Genomic DNA, 16999 nt, shown 5'->3' with positions numbered 1-16999 from the left:
ACCTCACTTTACGACCAAGTTAATGTTACGCCGCTGGAAGTAACGGCCGAACTGGCCAAATTAGTAACTGTCACTAAGGCTTCGTAAATCGTAATCGACGCCGTGGCCGTTTTGCCGCTCGAAGCTGTGGCTGTCAGCGTTACAGTTCCCGGTTTAATTGCCTTAACCGACCCGTCAGTCCCAACTGTCGCAATTAATGTATCACTCGTCTTATAAGTGACCGTCTTATCAGTTGCGTTAGTTGGTGTCAATGTGATAGCAGCCTTAACTGTTTGGCCAACTTCCATTGTCTTGTCAATGGTTAACGTAATGGCTGTTACAGGGATAGCTGCAGTCGTAATAGTGACAACGTTAGACTTAGCACTTTCGCGAATACCATTCCATGCGCTGACTGCAAAAGTATACTTGGTATTCGGCGCCAATCCGGTAATGGTTACTGTCTTAGCATTTTCGACTTCTTTCACTTTTTCATTATTCTGATAAATATAATAAATCATTCCATCACTCCCATTCTAGTTTGACACTGTCTTCATCCGGGCTTACCACTAGATTGCTAGGCGCCGTCACAGTTGGCTTTGGTCACCAGTGTTTGGCGTGTCGTCTGCAGTAACTCCCAGGTCAAATCTTAACGTTCGATAGCCGTCAATGATATACCAGCGATTATCCGCCGGCTGAAATACCGGATCACCTGTCAATTTAAAACCAACTGGCAAATCAATCTTGGCTGTATTGGCGTCCGGATAGCTGACTGTCGATTCAAGCGTCTTACTTGGTGTGCCGCCGAACGTGCCTTCAGGGCCAGTTCCCAGGCCGTTTGGCTCAGTGCCCAGCGCATACTCATAATAGACAACCGTTACTGTCGGATTGCGACCTAGGCCGTGGTTAATCGTTACTGTGTAACCAGTCGGTGCTAATAATGCTAGTGCCTGTTCGATATTTTCTAGCCGCTGATCTAGCACACCAAATGAGCCATAAATAGCGGAACTTCTAGCATCAATTACTTCGCTGTCTTTAGTGGCATTAGCAATAACATTAGTAAAACGTCCTTCGAGATTAGTTTGTCGCTTCTCAACTTCCGTTTGACGATTGGTTACGGCCGTTTGTTTGCCAGTTAAATCAACTTTAAACGTTTGCTGATCATCTCGCAAAAATTCAAGTGCTGCCAAGTTTATTTCTATCCAACGCGCTAGTGTTTCCCGAACATCTTTGCCATACATTTTAGTTCGCAGAAAAGCCGCTAACTGTTGGGCTAGCGGCTTAACATTGTCTGGATCATATTGTTGTTTTTCCGGAACGTGTTCAGGGTCGCGATATTCTGCTTCACCTTTACCTTCTGCCATCATCTCACCCCTTACTTTTTAAGATATGCTTCTTTAAATCGACTGCTTGGATTCGTGCTCATATCGACATTTCCTGATATACCAGCAATAGTTCCCTTACTCGTGTATTGCCACAGGTCATAGGGATAACTTGGCTTGTAATCAGTCGGAATCGACCCATCATTTGCTCCATAAGTTGGCAACCAAACTGATCCGGCGCGGCTGACATTAAGATTCAGGCTAGCGTATAGGTTGTTTGCGATATACAGGACAATCTTGCTATCTGGGATACCTAACTCGTTGAGCTTATTCATGTATGCCTCAACTCCAGAACGCATCAAGCTTGCGCTGCCGCCCATTTCAATTGTTTCGACGTCGATAGCGTAAAATCTTGGCTGCGTTTTTCCAGCGACTGCCAATTGAGTTCGATTGTAAAAGTTCACCGCCTCTTGCTCAGAATCACTAACAGACTGGCCACGGAAGAACGCATAAACGGCGTAATTAAGGCCAAGATTAGTAATATCAGCAAGATACGTTTTATAGTTGGCATCGATCGTTGTCGTGCCGTCCTGAACCCTAACGATTCCCAGGGCAAGGCCTGCGCTTTTAACCGATGTCCAATTAATTGATCCCTGGTAATAACTAACATCGATAATCGAGCCTTCGTAATAGCCTTTATCGACCGGTGTTTGCAGTTCTTTAACGGCCTTATCAAGCGAATCAATCTTTTCGGATTGCGTCTTCGCCGTGGCCTGTAGTTTAGCTAACTCAGAAGCCTGCAACGAATTTGTCAGCCTTAAGTTTTCAGCAATTCTAGCAGCGTTCTCTGCATTCTGTTTTAATTGCAAATTATAAGATTCCTGACTCATTAGAACGTCGCCGGCACCAATGACTGAGTTATTAGCGTCGCAAATATCAATCGTCTGACTGACAATTCGTAGTACCTGATCAAACGCCATAATTGGGTTGATGATGTGATAGTAATTTCCACAAATAAAATCATCAATCCGTTTGTCAATTAACGATAAATCAACGGCCTTAATTTGGACTTGCTGTTTAACAGGCTCCTGACTGTTCATAAACGCTAGACCCTTAGTCTTGAGAATTGTCGCATTGGTCACATCGTCCCAGGTCTTGCTCCTGATCAGAATACCAAACTGACTAATGAGGTTTTCATCTCGTAAAAATTCACTGCCACTATTAGCCGTCGCAATAGTTAATCTGGGCGTTGAGACGGCCTGAGTCGTGTCGGTATCGGTTGTGGTTCGTTCTTCGGCCTTTCCTAATGGTTTCAATACTGTAATAACTGGCGTTGGGTCTAATTTTTGTGTAATGGAAATCAAATTAGACTGAAGCCTGATGACCTGGTTAGATTGCTCTCCAATCACCGGTTCATAGTCCAGATATAGGCCATCTAATTCGTGTCTAATACGGATTTCCCCGCCAAGTTTGTCAAGTAGCTTTTCCTTGATGTTATCGTACGTATCCTTGGTATCATCACTAAAACGATAAACGTTATCAGTTGAATTGGTGACAGTAACATTACCAAGCTTAATCTGCTTATATGATTCAACTTGCTTGTTATGCTCAGTAATCAGTGACTGAAGGAAATCTTTCGGTGAAATGTTATGGAACTCCGCCCAGGGTTGAACGGAATCATGTAAAAAGCTCTCTAAACCCTCACAAGAAAAGTCTTGGTTAACTATCCCCTCAGAACTCATCGCTGGCTGAGTATCAAGCAACCGTCCCTCAAACAAAACTCGCTCTTTGTCAGTGCGAGTCACTTTAATAAAAGTTTGCATTGGACGAAGTAGATTGTATCCAATGTTTGTAGGATCGACGGCTCCACTGAAAGAATCATATGATCCAACTGCTTTAACAATTTGACCTTTAAGGAGTCGTCGGCCACTGTGACCAGAATGAATTAATATCTCTTCGCCATTCCACCCATTTCTGAGTGTCACCTCGTACATTAGATCAACTCCTTCTGCCATTGAAATTCAATTGTCCCAGTGCCCTGAATCTGAATCTTGCTTTCACCGACTGGCAAAACAAAGGGATAAGGGACTAGATCAGGGTTCGTAGTGCCAGCTGAAATATTGATTGTCTTAGTAGAAGTAATCAAAACAAAATTCGCATTAGCAACAATTGTTGGTTGCACCTCATTTGTACCGATATTGATTAGTTCGATATCCTTAGAACCATTAACTTCATACTTGGTTATTTGTGCCACGTCGCTCTCAAAATTAAATGTGTCCCAAATATCATCGCCCTCAGGCTTGACATGAATTCGAAATGGATACGCGTCAAACTTTAACGTGAACTTGCCATGATATCGGTATTCATCCCACGTCGGCGGATCTACCAGTTCGGCCAGATAGTAATACTCCGGCATAATATCATCAATCAGTGGTGACTTGCCTTCAGGCGATTCAAATAAATTAATTACTTTAGTCCAGCGGTTATACAAAGCATCCTTCGATAAAGTTTCCTGGTCGATGATCAAAAAAGTTAATTCAATGGTTCGTTCTACATAAGGCTGTAATCCATAAAGTGTGCTCAAATCAATAATCTTACTTGAATAAGGTAGCGCTATTTGAGCCTTGTCTCTTTTAGGAAAAGTAATCTTTTTGTCCAGAACCACCAAACCTAAATCATTCCAAGTATGCTGGCCACAAAAAGTTACTCCGTATTGCCTAGAATCTGACCTCAACCGCGCCACCTCTTTCTACTGTTTGTGTCCGTGATACGGATTTCTGGCTAATATATGGAGATAAACCACTGCTAACGCTTGAGCCATCAATTACTGTGCGCTTATCAGCAATCGCCTGCAGTAATTCTAAAGCCTTAGTACTATTGGTATCAGAAAAATCATCTCTCCCTAAATTGTTAAATCTGGTTGTATCAGCATTTAACTGGGCGGTTAATTGGCCGGCAGTTGTTGCGATTTGTGGTTGTAGTTCAACACCAAGCTGTGATCCCATACCGGCAACTGTCCGCTTAACATTTTTAAATTCATCGATCAAGCCACTATTAAGTCCTGACATAATAGCATTACCAGCAGGTACCAATAATTTACGGTCATAACTGATTGGGCCTTTATGTTTCTTGATCCAGTCAGCGATTCCGCCGACAAACTCTTTCACTTTACCCCAAGCTTTTTGTAAACCTTCAAGTAAGGACTCCATGATGGCTTTGCCAGCACCTAGTAAATCAATTTTTGTCACATTGTCGATGATCGTACTACCAATTCTGCCGACCGCCTTTAACAGACTAGGTAAAGATTTTAAAATTCCGCCAATCAGACTTAGCAAGATTTCAACACCGGCAGCAATGATACTCGGTAGTTTTTGGATAATCATCCCAGCAAATTTTGTTACCAGGGAAAATGCTGTTGAAATGAGCGACGGCAAGTTGTTCAAAATACCAGAAACTAACTTTGCCAAAATATTAAAACCAGTTTGCACGTAAGTTGGTGCTTTTTGGACAATCGTATCAATGAACTTACCTGCCGCTTGGATAGCGCTGGTACCAATGGCTGGTAAATTCTGGACAATGCCACTAATCAAATTGACTAATAGCGTCGCCCCTGAATTTAGAATTTTAGGCCAATTCTCGAACAAAAAACTGACGAAGGTATCAATTAAGGAACTAGCAACACCAATTAATTGTGGTAATCCCTGAATGATACCATTTCCAATATTGGTCAGTATTTGCACGCCAGTATTTAGGAAAGTCGGTAGATTAGTTGATAGCCAAGTTGTGATTGCTGGAATCAGCTGACTAAACTTACTGATAAAAGTTGGTATGCTCTCAGAAATTCCGGCACCAACCTGTGTAATCAAATTCATCACCGATTCCAACAACTGTGGAACACCCTCAGTTAGGAACGTGGAAATAACCGTTGGTAAACCTTTAATAATATTACCAATCATTGGTATCAAATTATCAAACAGAAATGTCGATGTTGTTGAAATTAAGGACTGTAAGGCCGGTGTAATATCCTGGCCCAAAGAAAGACCAGCAAGTACATTTGATGCAGCAGATTTCATTGAAGCTAAGGATCCGCTCAGGGTCGAGGCCGCTTCTTTGGCTGTCGTACCAGTAATTCCCAATTGCCCTTGAACTGCGTGAATTGCACTGTAGACATCACTAAGATTGTTAATGTCGTACTTCACACCAGTTAGTTTCGTCGCATCTTTTAACAGACGTTCCATTTCGGTCTTAGTACCACCGTAACCTAGTTTTAAGTTATCTAACATGGTGTAATTTTGCTTTGCAAAGCCTTGATAAGCGTTTTGAATCAAGTCCAAGGACGTGCCCATTTTATTTGAGTTATCGGCCATATCGACCATCGCGGTATTAGCTTGATCAGCAGCTTTGGCAGTATTACCGCCCAACGACTGTAACAATGACGCACTAAAACTAGTGACATTTTCCATATAATCATTAGCGGATAGTCCAGAAGTTTTATAGGCCTCGTTGGCATATTTCTTAACCTTGTCAGCACTACCCTTAAATAAGGTCTCAATACCACCAAGGGATTGTTGTAAATCAGCGCCAGCAGAAATCGAAGTGGCGATGGCTTTACCAATTGCAGCTGTTGCAACCGCGCCTTTCAAGACAGTCACTAGCTTACCACCTAATAAACCGCCGGCACTTTGGCCAGCAGCTGATGCTTCTGGATTAAGTTGCCGCGAAATTGCACCAGAAATTCCCTTAGCAGAAGGCATAATTTGAACATAGGCTTGTCCTAACTCTGTTGCCATTACTTACCACCTCCTTGAATTAGCCGTGCCCTAACGGCCTCATATTCTTGACCACTCGCAAATGATAATTTTTGCCGATCAACTTCTGTCGTCTGCAATAATTGTGCCAATGATTTAGGCTGCCGGCGACCCTTTTGACCGTCAACGGTTTTGCTCCAGACCAAAAGGCTCAGACGATCAACCGCGGTTGCAAGTAACAAAGTATCTAGATCAACTTTCAAATTATTTAGTTTTAGTTTAATTCTCGATTTATCTGGCAGGCCATATGCAAAAACAGCCACCTTTACTAAAGGTAGCTGTCGGTAATCAAAAATATGATATGTTTCTGCTAAGTCGCAAACTAAGGCATCCTCATCAGTCTTGATCATCTCAACAAGGCTTAAGATTTTTTTAACTTAGCTTGCTCCTGGAAAATTTCTGCAATTTCTTTACCAATTGCATCAACTGGTACTAACCCATCTTTAGTCCGCAGATGGTCTTTTAACTTTTTAGTTTGCTCTTCGCCTAATAGAAGGTTAACCACTTTTGGCAGTTCCAAAGGGTTATCCTCATAAGCACTGATTTTTTCAACCAATTCATAATTTTGCAATCTAGCGTCGGCAATTTGATATACAAATCCGGATTTTGTTTTTCCTTTTAACATCAATTATTCCTCCGTTCCCGCATCAGCTTGAGGCTTTTGGATATATTCATAATGAGTGTTTTTAGTATCATCTGGTATGGCGGTTAAAGTAGTTTCATAACCAAGTGCATCCCCATCGGCATAAGTAATGTCGCCTACTTCTGAGACCTTGCCCATTGGCACGACAATCCGCTTCACAATACCGTCTTTCAAAATCATATCAAAAACTAAAACATGTGCTTGTAACGGAATTGCATTAGCCTTGATTTTAACGACGGTTTTCAAGTCACCTGTGACATTGTCTTCACCGTAAATTTCCTTTAATACCGCAATATTCAATGCTTCAATTAATGTATATTTAAAGGTATCTTCCTTTTCTGTTTCAACGGAATCCACCACATCGCCACCCCAGGCTTTGATAGTTTCACTGGATGGCGTATTCGTGTTAACTAGACCGTCCTCTGAAATATAGCCCAGCTCCTTAAAAGCTGGGTCCAAGGTATCAACTGCATCAATTGGTAATTTGGTCCCCAAAGGTGCTGTAAACGCAGCCCCGCCAACTCGTGGTTTAGCAGTGGAAACATTTTTTGCATCTGCCATTGTTGTTCATCCTCCTAAAAAAAACCGATATCAAAAACAGCTTGATATCGGTATTGTTTGGTTTCTGTATCTGTATAGTTATAATCACTGTTGAAATGCACGCCAGATATTTCATTCAATTCGATCAACGACTCAACAGCTGACTTAACGAGTTCATTTAATTTAACCGCTTCATATAAAGATGGCGCATATGACTGAAAGGCAAAGGTTGCTGATTTGACCTGATCGACCTTAGTACTACTAGTTTTCTCAAGAATAACATAACTATCCGGCAAACCAGTTTCGTGTGATAAAACCACTGGAACCGATAGCTGTTCAGCCAAATATTCTTGAACAATTATTTCAATCAACTAACGCACCGCCTTTAATAACGTGTTATTTTTTAAGTTATCTCTTTTGGCTTTAAAGCTAGTAGCCGACACCATCGCATTGGCGCGGTTCTTCCCAACAAAGATATCTTGTTCGTAGCCATCACCACAACGGCCACGAATTTCAGTTGCTTTGTTTCGTAAAACCTGCTGCATCGATGGCGACTTCATTAGATCAGCGATACCTTGACGATTTAATTTAAAGACTTTACTCATAGCGCTCCACCTGAACTTTCTTATTCCAGTCTAATGGAATCATCGCTTCGATTCCTTCAAGCGGTATGCCAATCACGCGCCAAGTCTGGCCAAAGAACTTTACTTTACGTCCTTCCCAGGTATGCTTATCGCCTTTTGGAATCGCCAAGTCATAAACTGCTTTACGACCTGTGAGGCTCAATTGATTAGTCACATCAGCAGATGATGTTGGGCTGACAAGAACATTATCAATTGAAACTTCTACATCATCATATGTGGAAGCGCCAAATGGATCAGTTCCCGTTTTCACTTTGTCGACTAACGTAACCGTGATTCCTTTAATTCGTGTCATAGAAATCAATCGCCCCATATCTTTGCCGACGTAAGCCTAGACGCTCTAACTCAGAATTTTTGATAAATAAGCCGCCACCAGGAATCAAATAGGATCCAGAAAAAGAATAACCCAGGGCGCTCTCAGTCGTCTGGGTCATTGGTTCCTGGTCGGTTGATGTCATTAAAGTTCGGGCCACAACATCAACCGTGACGGATTTGGCAACATTAGCATACGATGGGCTATCCTTAACCATTGTATCGATGTCTTTACCAACTTTTTTGGCCTCTTCACGCAATGAATCAGAGATCACTTCAAGCAATGATTTGGCCCGAACCATTTCATCAGCTGTCAGAGACCGCCAAAGTTTGGTTACATCATCAGTTGTGGCAAAACTTGTCATCAGATCACTTCCCGTGTTTCATCATCAAAGCATATAGGGCCGGCTTTTTAGCCTTAGGGTCATATTCAACACCAAGGGCATCAAGTTCCGCCTTGATTTCTTTAACTGTTACATCCTCAATACCAGCTGCATTAGCCGCATCCAGTTCTTCATCACGGATCTCATCGGTTTCAGTTTGATCTGGCTGATCAGCTGGTTTAGTAACATTTTCTTGCTTCACAGTCACCTGCTGATTAGCCGAATTTTGCTTATCGACCAACTCCCAATCATTTCCCGCAATTTTGCAATTCGTATTGATAGTGATGCCAGTGTGCTTATTACGATATTCCATAGTTAGGCCTCAGCTGCGGGTTGAATGACACGAGCAAATGCTTTAGGGTCCATAATTCCCCAGCCAAGATAAGTTTCTGACCGTAAATAAACCTGATTATACCCGCGTAAATCTTGGCCAGAGTTGTCCGGATCACCATATTTGATGATTTCCATCGGAATCTCTTTAGCGTAGCCCCACTTAAAGTTATTGACGAAATCACCGATAATTGCCTCATCTTTTTGACCGACACCCACGGTTGTATTGATATCGGCAGGCAAGCCATTAATACTACCAGGATTAGCACCCCAAGCAAGTTCTGGGAATAGGCGAATGTTAGTCGTACCACCAGTGCGCATCCCAGCTAAAGCAGCTGAAAAGGCCGTGTTCATTGCTAAGCCAGAGACCGTTTCGCTATTAGCTTGAATCATGGCAACGGCTGCCTCAATGTTAGCGTCTGGATCATCCTTTGAAAATTCAACCGTCTGATCAACTTTACTATCGAAATGATTATCGCCAATTACTGTTGATGCAGTAGCTGAACGTGGATTTAGGCCGTGAAAAGCCATGATATCAAGACCGCGGGCAAGCTTTTTCGCATAGCCTTCATTAAATCCTTTGATAATATCGATTTTTTCTTCATCCGTTGCAATTAGAAACTCATCACTGATACGCGCACCATATTCTACCTTGATTGGCACAATTGTTTTTGGTTCAACGCTAATCCCACCATGCGATTTCTTGCCATTTTCAGCGACAACATCAATGTCGGAATCCATCGTAAATGTAAATTCTTTTTGGCCATTAAAAGGAATTGGTACTTGCTGAGAAAGAATTGCTAATGAGCTCTTCCCTTTTACTTTATTAATTAAATCTGTAACTAATGTTGGATCAAATAAGTTTGCTTTACTTTGAACTGTCATTTTTATTACTCTCCTTCTGATTTAAGCCCTTGAATTAATGATTCGTAGGCGCCATTTTTATCATCGCCAGTACCTTCTGAATCTCTAAGTGGTGGTACCGGTTGCTGTTTCCCAATTAAACCAGATAAACGTTCAGCGTCAGCAGAAATACTTTCTTCGTCATCCCCGACTAAACGGCTGGCGAGATCGTAAGGTAGGCCGTGTTCCAAGGCAACTTTGGTTCGTAAATTGGCCGTTTCGAAGCCAGCAACTTTACTATTCAATTCGCCAATATTCTTCTCAAAGCCAGCAGTCTTTACCTTAGATTCCTCTAAAGATTGGTGTAATGTCGCATTTTCAGCCTTAATTTTGTCGTAATCACCAAACTTCTTCTCAAGACTTTCTTTTTGACGTGCTAAACGCTCCTGTACAATCTTGTCTAATTCTTCCTGTGATTCAATTGCTTTAAAATCTGCCATAATTTGTCAATCCTTTCTCCAGCTTACCCGGCTGTCTCGGTAATTTTGGTATTAAAAAACGACTCCAATTAAAGAGTCGTTTAATACCTGATTTGTTGTTTCTTCTTGGGTTTGAGCGTTACACAAGCCCAATGCGCTAACAGCGCACTATCCATTAAACTAATATCCATATCATCAAACTGCGACTTATACCCAAAACCGCCGTTACTGCCAATATTTCGCTTGGCGCAATTAGTAACAACGGTTTTTAACGACGGTTGATCAGCGTGACAAATACTTTCTCCGTAAATACCTTGCTCCCACAACGAATTGGCCATAATCACTTCTTTAACAGTCGGTAATAAAGGTTCTTTTATTCCAAAGTCCTTCATTTCGCCTGATAAAATATTTTGGCCACTGGCACCATCAACAACAACTTTAGCAACGTTAGCTTTCTTCAAAAAGTTGATGATCCATTGATTACCGTTTCTAATCGACTGACAATCAATGACCTCAACAAAAATTCTTCCGGATAAAGTTTTAACGGCCACGCTCATGGCCACATTTGCATTGTCATTGCCATACTTGATACCAACAAACAACGGTCCTCTTAATATTGGTAATGACTTCACTTGCAATTCATCCCATTCATTTTCAGAAATTGCTGACTTTTGATTGTATTTAATCCAAAGACCAAGCCGCTGGATATTAAAATCAATCACATCAGAGCCGATTTCGTCTTGAATCGAACGTTCTGTAAAAACCGTTCCTAAAGAAGGATTACATTCATACCAAAGTGCACGGTCTCTCACATCAGATTGCTTTGAAACGCCCCATTCAGCCCAACCCGCATTTTGCAATTTTCCGCTTAACACTTCATTCCGAAAGTTTACAAAAACAGTTCCAGAAGATAAAGGCGTTGGCGGTGTCCCGCAAAAAATCGTTTGAGGATTATCTGAGTCGGTTACAACGTATTTTAACGATGATTCTTGATCAGCTGTATACTCCTGAGCTTCATCAATTACCAATAAATCAAAACCTTCACCTAAACCGCCAGTTGAAGTTCTCGTTCGAAATTCAACTCGACCACCAGTATCAGGTATTTCAATTTTTTCTCGTCCAGTTGCGCGTAACGACTCATAATAAATGCCTGCCTTATCAAGTAACCTCAGTAGACGTTCCCAAGCCGAATGACTAGTAGTCGTTCGGTGTGCCGTATGAAGCATTTGTTCGCCATTTTGTAAGCCTTGCATTTCACGGATTGCCACAACTTCATTTTTCCCATTTCGCCGCGGCAAGCTGTAACCAAATTTTGTGTGCGTCCACAAATTTTCATCATTCACCGCAAAAATATCTTTGGTTAATTCAACCTGCCACTCCTGGGCTTTGCGACCCGATTTCTCGTAAGTCTCAATTGCAGTTTCATATAAAGAATTAGTAAATGGTAAAATCACCGATTGAGTAGGATGCTGATTACCAAGTCTTGCTTTAGTAGTCATACAAATCCCCCTTCAATCATGTTTCCACCGCAGTTTAATGACATGCTTGGGTCAAAAATTTATGGTACAAAAATAGCACTCAATATTTTGTCGAGTGCTACATTCAAGAATCATTTCCTTAATATCTTTCAACGTGTCTTTAACACGTTCCATTGTTGAATTACTTAATAGATATTCAATACCACGCTACCATTCCTGATTCCTTAAACTCACCATTTTTGCCAACAAAATCTTGTGCAAAATGACCCAAACAATCAAATGGGCTATTAGGTTCAATTAGTGTTTTTACAACTTTAGTGAGGGGATTAAAAATAAGCGTTCCCTTGTCGGCAACTTTACCTTCAGGATAAATCTCATAATGATAAAAGCCGTCAACAATATCAATCAATTTATAGGTAAGCATCATTTTCTCCCTTCTTTATATTTTTTCAATGCTCCAGCATAATCAAACTTACTATCCGTTTCAACATGCGCCTTATGATAGTCCATGCCTTTTTTCATGTAATCTCTCTCACAGCGCTCATGTCTTAACAGAATTAAATCGTGCTCTCGTATTGACTCATCATTTATTAAGCGGGTCCAAGAATATGCCATATCAGGGTCCGGAGTAAAAAGCCCCTTACCATTTTCTAAATCATGAATGTCATTAAAAACATGATCAAACGCAATATCCACATCACGCTTAGAGAAATCACTCATGGACTTATACTTCCTAATGTTTGAATAGATTTTTCTCTTTTCTAAATTCTGATCACTATTTTTAATTTCGTCGTATTGAGTAAAGGCATACTTTTGCCTTCGAACATGTTCTTTTGAAAAAAGAAAATCTGTACTCTCGTCCCGCGCATAATTTTTAGCGCCGCTTTCAACTAAGACGCCAATATTCTTTCTTACTTCGATTTTAGCATCATTTTGTGATTTATACCACTTCTTCGACCAAACATTTTGTCGGCGGCCACTACTAGGTTGAAAATCAACTGTGCACCTGCAATTATCATGGCGTCGATAAATATCTTCAGGGGCATCTCCATAATCATATGATCCCGATAAATTACGACACCATGCGCAACCATGTCCTGATACCCTACGAATTAATTTTGGTCTTAACCCTGCTTTCGCCTGAAATTCACTATTCTCCCTAATCGAATCATCAACCACACTCTGAGAGAAATTGACAATAGGATCATCAAGAATCCATTTAATATCGTCAAAATTTTCTTCTGATGAAACTCTGTTGATAATGCCATTCGTACGATCTTGATTATATTCTGGCACCTGGGCTTTTAAATTGAGATTTGCTGCTTGATTCAGACTTTTTTGTACGTCTGCAGCATAGCCAGAAATCAGATCATAATTATTCTTCAAGGTTGGCTCTAAAATTCTTTGAGCGATATTATAATACATTTTTTGATCAGGTAGGATCTCACTATAAATATTGTCGCTTAGAACTTTTGATAAAGTTTCTCCAACCTCAATAGCAAATTCATTGACATCCTGATAAGTAGCCTTATTTTTTTCTAGTTTTAATAATGCAGCCTTCAACTTTTTTGACTGAGTTGTCTCGAGGTAAAATTGCTTCTGAATATCTGCTAATAGCCCAGGAACAATATCATTGTCCATTCGCATCAGCTCCTAAATTAGCTGCTGGCTGTCCAGCAGCTGCTGAACCATTCACGCCGGTTAAATCTCGAATTACGTTCTTATCAATGAATCCTGGAATTGCTTGGTTTAGCTTAACAACACCATCGCCGATTAGACTCAGCATACTAGCATCAGCTTCAAATAATGGCTCCCAAGTTGGTAAAGTTAATGCGAACTGATTCCGCAAATATGGATAATCATCTCGCAAACAAGCTGCCAAGTACGCTACGTTAAGTAATCCGGAACCAAATGAGCGCTGCGCTTTACGGCCGGCCAATCGCAAGTTCTCATGACTTGCCTTAATTGCCTCAACACTTGACGGATTTTCTGACACAAATCCTAAGTCGTCCATTGTCAATCCAGTTTCACCAGCAAAACCAGCTGCTGCAGTTTTCAATTGTTCGGTAAACGGCGTCATCGCCGGCGTCGTGAACTGTCCCAGCGTCGGTCTATCGCCATCACCGTCTTTAGTAAATTGAAGCATACTAGAAACAGTCGCCTTCCAACCATCAAGTGGCTCTGCTTCATTGCTAATACCAGTAACATATTTTTGCGGAAAACTATAAAACTCGGCCGTGATATCAGCACGTTCAAGTGTTCGCTTCGCATATCGTTGATAATACATCCCCGAACGCGTAATGCGCGAACGGCCAAAGGGGCGAACGGCGTCAGGTCGATGGATAATTGGAACAAGCAGTGGCGAGCTAACATTATTTGTAACTGAGAACGGACTCGCATCTTTTGGATAAAACCATGTAATGCCAGGAATAAAATAAGCTTCCAAAGTAGGATTGCCATAATCGTCACGACTCAAAACGGCGTAACCCTCGGTCAGCAGTCCAGTAATTGGATCAATAATGCCAGTCGCATTACTAGCTTCGATAACCTGCAGCCGAACCTGGTTATTTTCATCTTTTGACAGATAAATAAAGGCGCATGAGGCAATCAAAGCGGATAATACCGCACTGTCAAAGAAAACATCCGGATTATTTTGCTGAAAAATTTCGTTTACTTCGAAATCATCATGATCAAACTCTCGAAAAACCAAACGATCAGCAAGTGAATCGACGCCCTTCGCACACCAACCTAAAACTGAGCGATAGCGACCGCGAAGTTGTGTCGGAATCGTGACACCAACCTCCGCATCCTGATATTTCATTGCATATTGGCGATAGCGCATATTAACACGCGAACGCCTGCTATTAAGCTTATTTCTTAAATAATTCATACCTCGATAACTCAATTTACCAACTCCTTTCTCACTCAAGAGAAAATATGTACAGTGACAGCGTGAAGGTCGCGTGTCGCTGAGGAGGTGGAGGTATCCCCCCTCTAATCTATCGTCAGAAACGTTCTAAAAACAATTGGATAAATAATATTAACTATTCTTTATCCCTTGTAAGACGACCAATCACAGCTTTGTGGAAGGTTTCGATTGCCAAGAACTTTCGGCTCTTCCTTGACGACGTTGAACAACTTGTCAGACTTCTGTCGGTTGCAACTCCAGTGAGCCAGCTGCAGATTGTTAATGTCACTTGGATGTCCGCCCTTATTAATCGGTATGATGTGATCAATGACTGGACTCATTGGGTCAGGCGCCTTCAACGTCTTATCAACTGGCCTACCACAGATGCCACAGACTGATTGAGTCTTGAGTATAATCTTCTTGTTCTTATTGAAAGCAACACGGTGTGGTCCTTGTCTGTCAGCTCTTAGTTCTGCAATGGCTATCACCTCCCTTAACAACATAAGAAGAGCAACCATTTCCAAATCGGAAACAGTTGCTCTCACTTAAATTTATCATGCTATAACCATAACACGCCTATTTCAATCTGTCGGCACCTTTTTGGTTACTCTTTTTTGGAACTTTTTTCCGGCAGGTCCCATTTGTCCAAGAATCTCAGTGTTCGCTTGAGTTCGGCGTGAATCTTCTTGACCGTCGAATAAGAATATCCGATATCATCACAGTCAGCAATTTCAATCAATGACATACCCTTAACGTATTTGCGTTTGAGAATCTCATTCTCAATACCATCAAAGTGATTGATCAGATCGAGTGTTTGCTCACGGAGCGATATGTCTTCCCTCAGCAGTCGTTCGTTCTCACTGATAATCTCTTCGAGTCTTGAAGCCCGGGATCCTTTTTCAAGTCGTACTTTGGCCAAGTCACCCTCAACCCAACGAGTTAACTCAATTCGACTACGATTCAAACTGATCTGCAGACTGGCGATCTCTTCCTCATTTTCGAGGTAACTTTCCAACCAACTAAACCTTTTAACGCTATACTTCATTACGCCACCCCGTGTTATAATTGATTTAACGCGATTAAACCAATGCCTGCCTTGCGAGGTGGGCTTTTTTGTTGCCTATTTTTCTAGTCGGTTGTGCCGATCTGACCAGTCAAACTCGTCAACTTCATCATTGATTCGCTTCGACACTTTATGAGCCATGATCACTCCAGCAATAGCTGCAATAACTGCAACCAACATACAGAATCCAAAGATAATTAAAACTACCGCTTTCCATGTCATTAGCCGTTATCCTCTTTGCTTTCCTTGTCGCTCATCCATTGAGCGGCAAATGGTGCAAAGTAGTTGCGGGCCTTATTGAGTTTCTTAACTAAGTCAATGGTTGCAAGTTTCATACTTTGAGAGATTTCATCAATCTCTTCGCCTTCTGAGATTTTGGCAAGAATTTCTTTAGGATTAAACTTCTTGTCTTCAAGATATTCGACCTTCTGAGATAGGATAAATTGATCAATAACATCAGCCGTTATTTCAACTTTGTGAGTATCATATTGGTCGACGCCTTCAAGTTCTAAGTCGGTCTGGGCATTCTCTTTGCGTACCCATAAGCCATCGTCATTTTGGTAATATTCAAACCGTTTATCATCTGAGCCAGCGAGTGTTTCTTCTTCGAATGTGACAACTGCTGATTCAATTAAGATATTTACTGAACCGCCTGATTTTAAGGCGTTTAACTCGTCCAGTTTGTCTTGCAACCGAACACTTGGTGTCTTGAGCTTGATAGCAAGATTGTCCTTGCCGTCGATTGATAGTGCGTCGATATCTGAATAAAAGTTTAATGACATAATTTATTCCCTCCTAATAATTAGTGGCCTCAAGCCAGTTATAGTTAAAATCTTTTTTGATTAATGGTTGTTTCTCGTTGAGCGGTTTAGTCACACATTGTGCAATTGTCTTAAAATCATTAGCCCTGACCACAACTGCCTCAACGGGAATACCGTACTTAGCAGCAAACAATCGGAATCTGAGCTTAGCAGATGCATCGATACCATAAACAGTCAAACTGTTTTTGACATCGTAAACGTGCTTAATTTTGCCCTCATTATCATAGATCACGAAATCAGGCGTATATCTTGCTGAGCCAATTTTAGCCTGCTCAATCGGTGTCGTCGCGACCAACTCATAGGCTGGATGAACGTCGAATTTATAACCTGAATCTTTAACGAACTTCGAGTAAAACAAGTATTCCTTTTGGGAATCAAACTTGTATCCGTCAAAGCTGACCTTGATTCCTCGTTTATTTAAGGCCGTCGGCGAACTATTTTTCATCATCTGC

General features: G+C 41.3%; 24 protein-coding genes. All 24 read right to left on the bottom strand.

Going from position 1 to position 16999, the window contains the following annotated elements; genetic code table 11:
• Positions 1-8 precede the first annotated feature (8 nt).
• The 24 genes from EKM82_RS05770 to EKM82_RS05660 all read right to left on the bottom strand — a co-directional run bounded on the left by EKM82_RS05770 (position 9) and on the right by EKM82_RS05660 (position 16995).
• The gene (locus tag EKM82_RS05770; RefSeq protein ID WP_125767365.1) at positions 9-497 is read right to left on the bottom strand and encodes an Ig-like domain-containing protein; all 489 of its coding nucleotides are present in this window, start codon (positions 495-497) and stop codon (positions 9-11) included.
• Between the two features lie 66 nt (positions 498-563).
• Positions 564-1340: a hypothetical protein gene (locus tag EKM82_RS05765; protein WP_125767364.1), complete on the bottom strand. Its 777-nt coding sequence runs from the start codon at positions 1338-1340 to the stop codon at positions 564-566.
• Positions 1341-1351: 11 nt separating this feature from the next.
• Positions 1352-3292: a GH25 family lysozyme gene (locus EKM82_RS05760; RefSeq protein ID WP_164508134.1), complete on the bottom strand. Its 1941-nt coding sequence runs from the start codon at positions 3290-3292 to the stop codon at positions 1352-1354.
• Positions 3292-4032 carry a phage tail domain-containing protein gene (locus EKM82_RS05755; RefSeq protein ID WP_164508133.1) on the bottom strand — a complete coding sequence of 247 codons (741 nt, stop codon included), beginning with the start codon at positions 4030-4032 and terminating at the stop codon, positions 3292-3294. Before EKM82_RS05755 ends, EKM82_RS05760 begins: the two co-directional genes overlap by 1 nt.
• Positions 4016-6088 (bottom strand): phage tail protein, encoded by a 2073-nt coding sequence (locus tag EKM82_RS05750; RefSeq protein ID WP_125767361.1) that lies wholly within the window; start codon positions 6086-6088, stop codon positions 4016-4018. Before EKM82_RS05750 ends, EKM82_RS05755 begins: the two co-directional genes overlap by 17 nt.
• Positions 6088-6456, bottom strand: a complete 369-nt coding sequence (locus EKM82_RS05745) for a DUF5361 domain-containing protein (RefSeq protein ID WP_125767360.1) — start codon at positions 6454-6456, stop codon at positions 6088-6090. Before EKM82_RS05745 ends, EKM82_RS05750 begins: the two co-directional genes overlap by 1 nt.
• 11 nt (positions 6457-6467) lie before the next feature.
• Entirely contained in the window at positions 6468-6731 is a 264-nt protein-coding gene (locus EKM82_RS05740) for a hypothetical protein (RefSeq protein WP_125767359.1), read from the bottom strand.
• 3 nt (positions 6732-6734) lie between these two features.
• Complete coding sequence (locus EKM82_RS05735; protein ID WP_125767358.1) at positions 6735-7310, bottom strand: phage tail tube protein; 576 nt, start codon at positions 7308-7310, stop codon at positions 6735-6737.
• A gap of 14 nt (positions 7311-7324) precedes the next feature.
• Positions 7325-7660: a hypothetical protein gene (locus tag EKM82_RS05730; protein WP_125767357.1), complete on the bottom strand. Its 336-nt coding sequence runs from the start codon at positions 7658-7660 to the stop codon at positions 7325-7327.
• Entirely contained in the window at positions 7661-7894 is a 234-nt protein-coding gene (locus tag EKM82_RS05725) for a hypothetical protein (protein WP_125767356.1), read from the bottom strand.
• Positions 7887-8225, bottom strand: coding sequence for a hypothetical protein (locus EKM82_RS05720; RefSeq protein WP_125767355.1), 339 nt, complete (start codon positions 8223-8225; stop codon positions 7887-7889). The genes EKM82_RS05725 and EKM82_RS05720 overlap by 8 nt, the downstream gene beginning before the upstream one ends.
• Complete coding sequence (locus EKM82_RS05715) at positions 8212-8607, bottom strand: phage Gp19/Gp15/Gp42 family protein (RefSeq protein ID WP_125767354.1); 396 nt, start codon at positions 8605-8607, stop codon at positions 8212-8214. Before EKM82_RS05715 ends, EKM82_RS05720 begins: the two co-directional genes overlap by 14 nt.
• A 4-nt stretch (positions 8608-8611) precedes the next feature.
• Positions 8612-8938, bottom strand: coding sequence for a hypothetical protein (locus EKM82_RS05710; protein ID WP_125767353.1), 327 nt, complete (start codon positions 8936-8938; stop codon positions 8612-8614).
• Between the two features lie 2 nt (positions 8939-8940).
• Positions 8941-9840 (bottom strand): phage major capsid family protein, encoded by a 900-nt coding sequence (locus EKM82_RS05705; protein WP_125767352.1) that lies wholly within the window; start codon positions 9838-9840, stop codon positions 8941-8943.
• Between the two features lie 5 nt (positions 9841-9845).
• Entirely contained in the window at positions 9846-10298 is a 453-nt protein-coding gene (locus EKM82_RS05700) for a capsid assembly scaffolding protein Gp46 family protein (RefSeq protein ID WP_125767351.1), read from the bottom strand.
• Between the two features lie 80 nt (positions 10299-10378).
• A complete protein-coding gene (locus EKM82_RS05695; protein WP_125767350.1) occupies positions 10379-11776 on the bottom strand; it encodes a terminase large subunit in 1398 nt (465 codons plus the stop codon).
• Positions 11777-11951: 175 nt separating this feature from the next.
• Complete coding sequence (locus EKM82_RS05690; RefSeq protein ID WP_125767349.1) at positions 11952-12182, bottom strand: hypothetical protein; 231 nt, start codon at positions 12180-12182, stop codon at positions 11952-11954.
• Entirely contained in the window at positions 12179-13396 is a 1218-nt protein-coding gene (locus EKM82_RS11750) for a hypothetical protein (RefSeq protein ID WP_191988106.1), read from the bottom strand. The genes EKM82_RS05690 and EKM82_RS11750 overlap by 4 nt, the downstream gene beginning before the upstream one ends.
• Entirely contained in the window at positions 13386-14645 is a 1260-nt protein-coding gene (locus tag EKM82_RS05680; RefSeq protein ID WP_404802891.1) for a phage portal protein, read from the bottom strand. The genes EKM82_RS11750 and EKM82_RS05680 overlap by 11 nt, the downstream gene beginning before the upstream one ends.
• A 161-nt stretch (positions 14646-14806) precedes the next feature.
• Complete coding sequence (locus EKM82_RS05675; protein WP_125767445.1) at positions 14807-15166, bottom strand: HNH endonuclease; 360 nt, start codon at positions 15164-15166, stop codon at positions 14807-14809.
• Between the two features lie 101 nt (positions 15167-15267).
• A complete protein-coding gene (locus EKM82_RS05670) occupies positions 15268-15708 on the bottom strand; it encodes a sigma-70 RNA polymerase sigma factor region 4 domain-containing protein (protein WP_125767347.1) in 441 nt (146 codons plus the stop codon).
• A 75-nt stretch (positions 15709-15783) separates the two neighbouring features.
• Entirely contained in the window at positions 15784-15948 is a 165-nt protein-coding gene (locus EKM82_RS11385; protein ID WP_164508132.1) for a hypothetical protein, read from the bottom strand.
• Positions 15948-16508, bottom strand: a complete 561-nt coding sequence (locus tag EKM82_RS05665; RefSeq protein ID WP_125767346.1) for a DNA primase — start codon at positions 16506-16508, stop codon at positions 15948-15950. Before EKM82_RS05665 ends, EKM82_RS11385 begins: the two co-directional genes overlap by 1 nt.
• A 13-nt stretch (positions 16509-16521) precedes the next feature.
• Complete coding sequence (locus tag EKM82_RS05660; RefSeq protein ID WP_404802889.1) at positions 16522-16995, bottom strand: DUF1064 domain-containing protein; 474 nt, start codon at positions 16993-16995, stop codon at positions 16522-16524.
• Positions 16996-16999 lie beyond the last annotated feature (4 nt).

It is taken from the genome of Lapidilactobacillus wuchangensis, from assembly GCF_003946645.1.
In the GTDB taxonomy this organism is placed as follows: Bacteria; Bacillota; Bacilli; order Lactobacillales; family Lactobacillaceae; genus Lapidilactobacillus; species Lapidilactobacillus wuchangensis.
Note: the sequence above shows the minus strand (reverse complement) of the source record. Positions and strands in the feature narration are given on the sequence as shown.

Coding starts and splice junctions, on each gene's coding strand:
- EKM82_RS11750 (WP_191988106.1), bottom strand. CDS start 13,396: ATGGACAATGATATTGTTCCTGGGCTATTAGCAGATATTCAGAAGCAA.
- EKM82_RS05680 (WP_404802891.1), bottom strand. CDS start 14,645: ATGAATTATTTAAGAAATAAGCTTAATAGCAGGCGTTCGCGTGTTAAT.
- EKM82_RS05765 (WP_125767364.1), bottom strand. CDS start 1,340: ATGGCAGAAGGTAAAGGTGAAGCAGAATATCGCGACCCTGAACACGTT.
- EKM82_RS05675 (WP_125767445.1), bottom strand. CDS start 15,166: ATGTTGTTAAGGGAGGTGATAGCCATTGCAGAACTAAGAGCTGACAGA.
- EKM82_RS05690 (WP_125767349.1), bottom strand. CDS start 12,182: ATGATGCTTACCTATAAATTGATTGATATTGTTGACGGCTTTTATCAT.
- EKM82_RS05770 (WP_125767365.1), bottom strand. CDS start 497: ATGATTTATTATATTTATCAGAATAATGAAAAAGTGAAAGAAGTCGAA.
- EKM82_RS05660 (WP_404802889.1), bottom strand. CDS start 16,995: ATGATGAAAAATAGTTCGCCGACGGCCTTAAATAAACGAGGAATCAAG.
- EKM82_RS05725 (WP_125767356.1), bottom strand. CDS start 7,894: ATGAGTAAAGTCTTTAAATTAAATCGTCAAGGTATCGCTGATCTAATG.
- EKM82_RS05760 (WP_164508134.1), bottom strand. CDS start 3,292: ATGTACGAGGTGACACTCAGAAATGGGTGGAATGGCGAAGAGATATTA.
- EKM82_RS05740 (WP_125767359.1), bottom strand. CDS start 6,731: ATGTTAAAAGGAAAAACAAAATCCGGATTTGTATATCAAATTGCCGAC.
- EKM82_RS05695 (WP_125767350.1), bottom strand. CDS start 11,776: ATGACTACTAAAGCAAGACTTGGTAATCAGCATCCTACTCAATCGGTG.
- EKM82_RS05665 (WP_125767346.1), bottom strand. CDS start 16,508: ATGTCATTAAACTTTTATTCAGATATCGACGCACTATCAATCGACGGC.
- EKM82_RS05710 (WP_125767353.1), bottom strand. CDS start 8,938: ATGGAATATCGTAATAAGCACACTGGCATCACTATCAATACGAATTGC.
- EKM82_RS05700 (WP_125767351.1), bottom strand. CDS start 10,298: ATGGCAGATTTTAAAGCAATTGAATCACAGGAAGAATTAGACAAGATT.
- EKM82_RS05670 (WP_125767347.1), bottom strand. CDS start 15,708: ATGAAGTATAGCGTTAAAAGGTTTAGTTGGTTGGAAAGTTACCTCGAA.
- EKM82_RS05705 (WP_125767352.1), bottom strand. CDS start 9,840: ATGACAGTTCAAAGTAAAGCAAACTTATTTGATCCAACATTAGTTACA.
- EKM82_RS05750 (WP_125767361.1), bottom strand. CDS start 6,088: ATGGCAACAGAGTTAGGACAAGCCTATGTTCAAATTATGCCTTCTGCT.
- EKM82_RS05735 (WP_125767358.1), bottom strand. CDS start 7,310: ATGGCAGATGCAAAAAATGTTTCCACTGCTAAACCACGAGTTGGCGGG.
- EKM82_RS05745 (WP_125767360.1), bottom strand. CDS start 6,456: ATGATCAAGACTGATGAGGATGCCTTAGTTTGCGACTTAGCAGAAACA.
- EKM82_RS05715 (WP_125767354.1), bottom strand. CDS start 8,607: ATGACAAGTTTTGCCACAACTGATGATGTAACCAAACTTTGGCGGTCT.
- EKM82_RS11385 (WP_164508132.1), bottom strand. CDS start 15,948: ATGACATGGAAAGCGGTAGTTTTAATTATCTTTGGATTCTGTATGTTG.
- EKM82_RS05720 (WP_125767355.1), bottom strand. CDS start 8,225: ATGACACGAATTAAAGGAATCACGGTTACGTTAGTCGACAAAGTGAAA.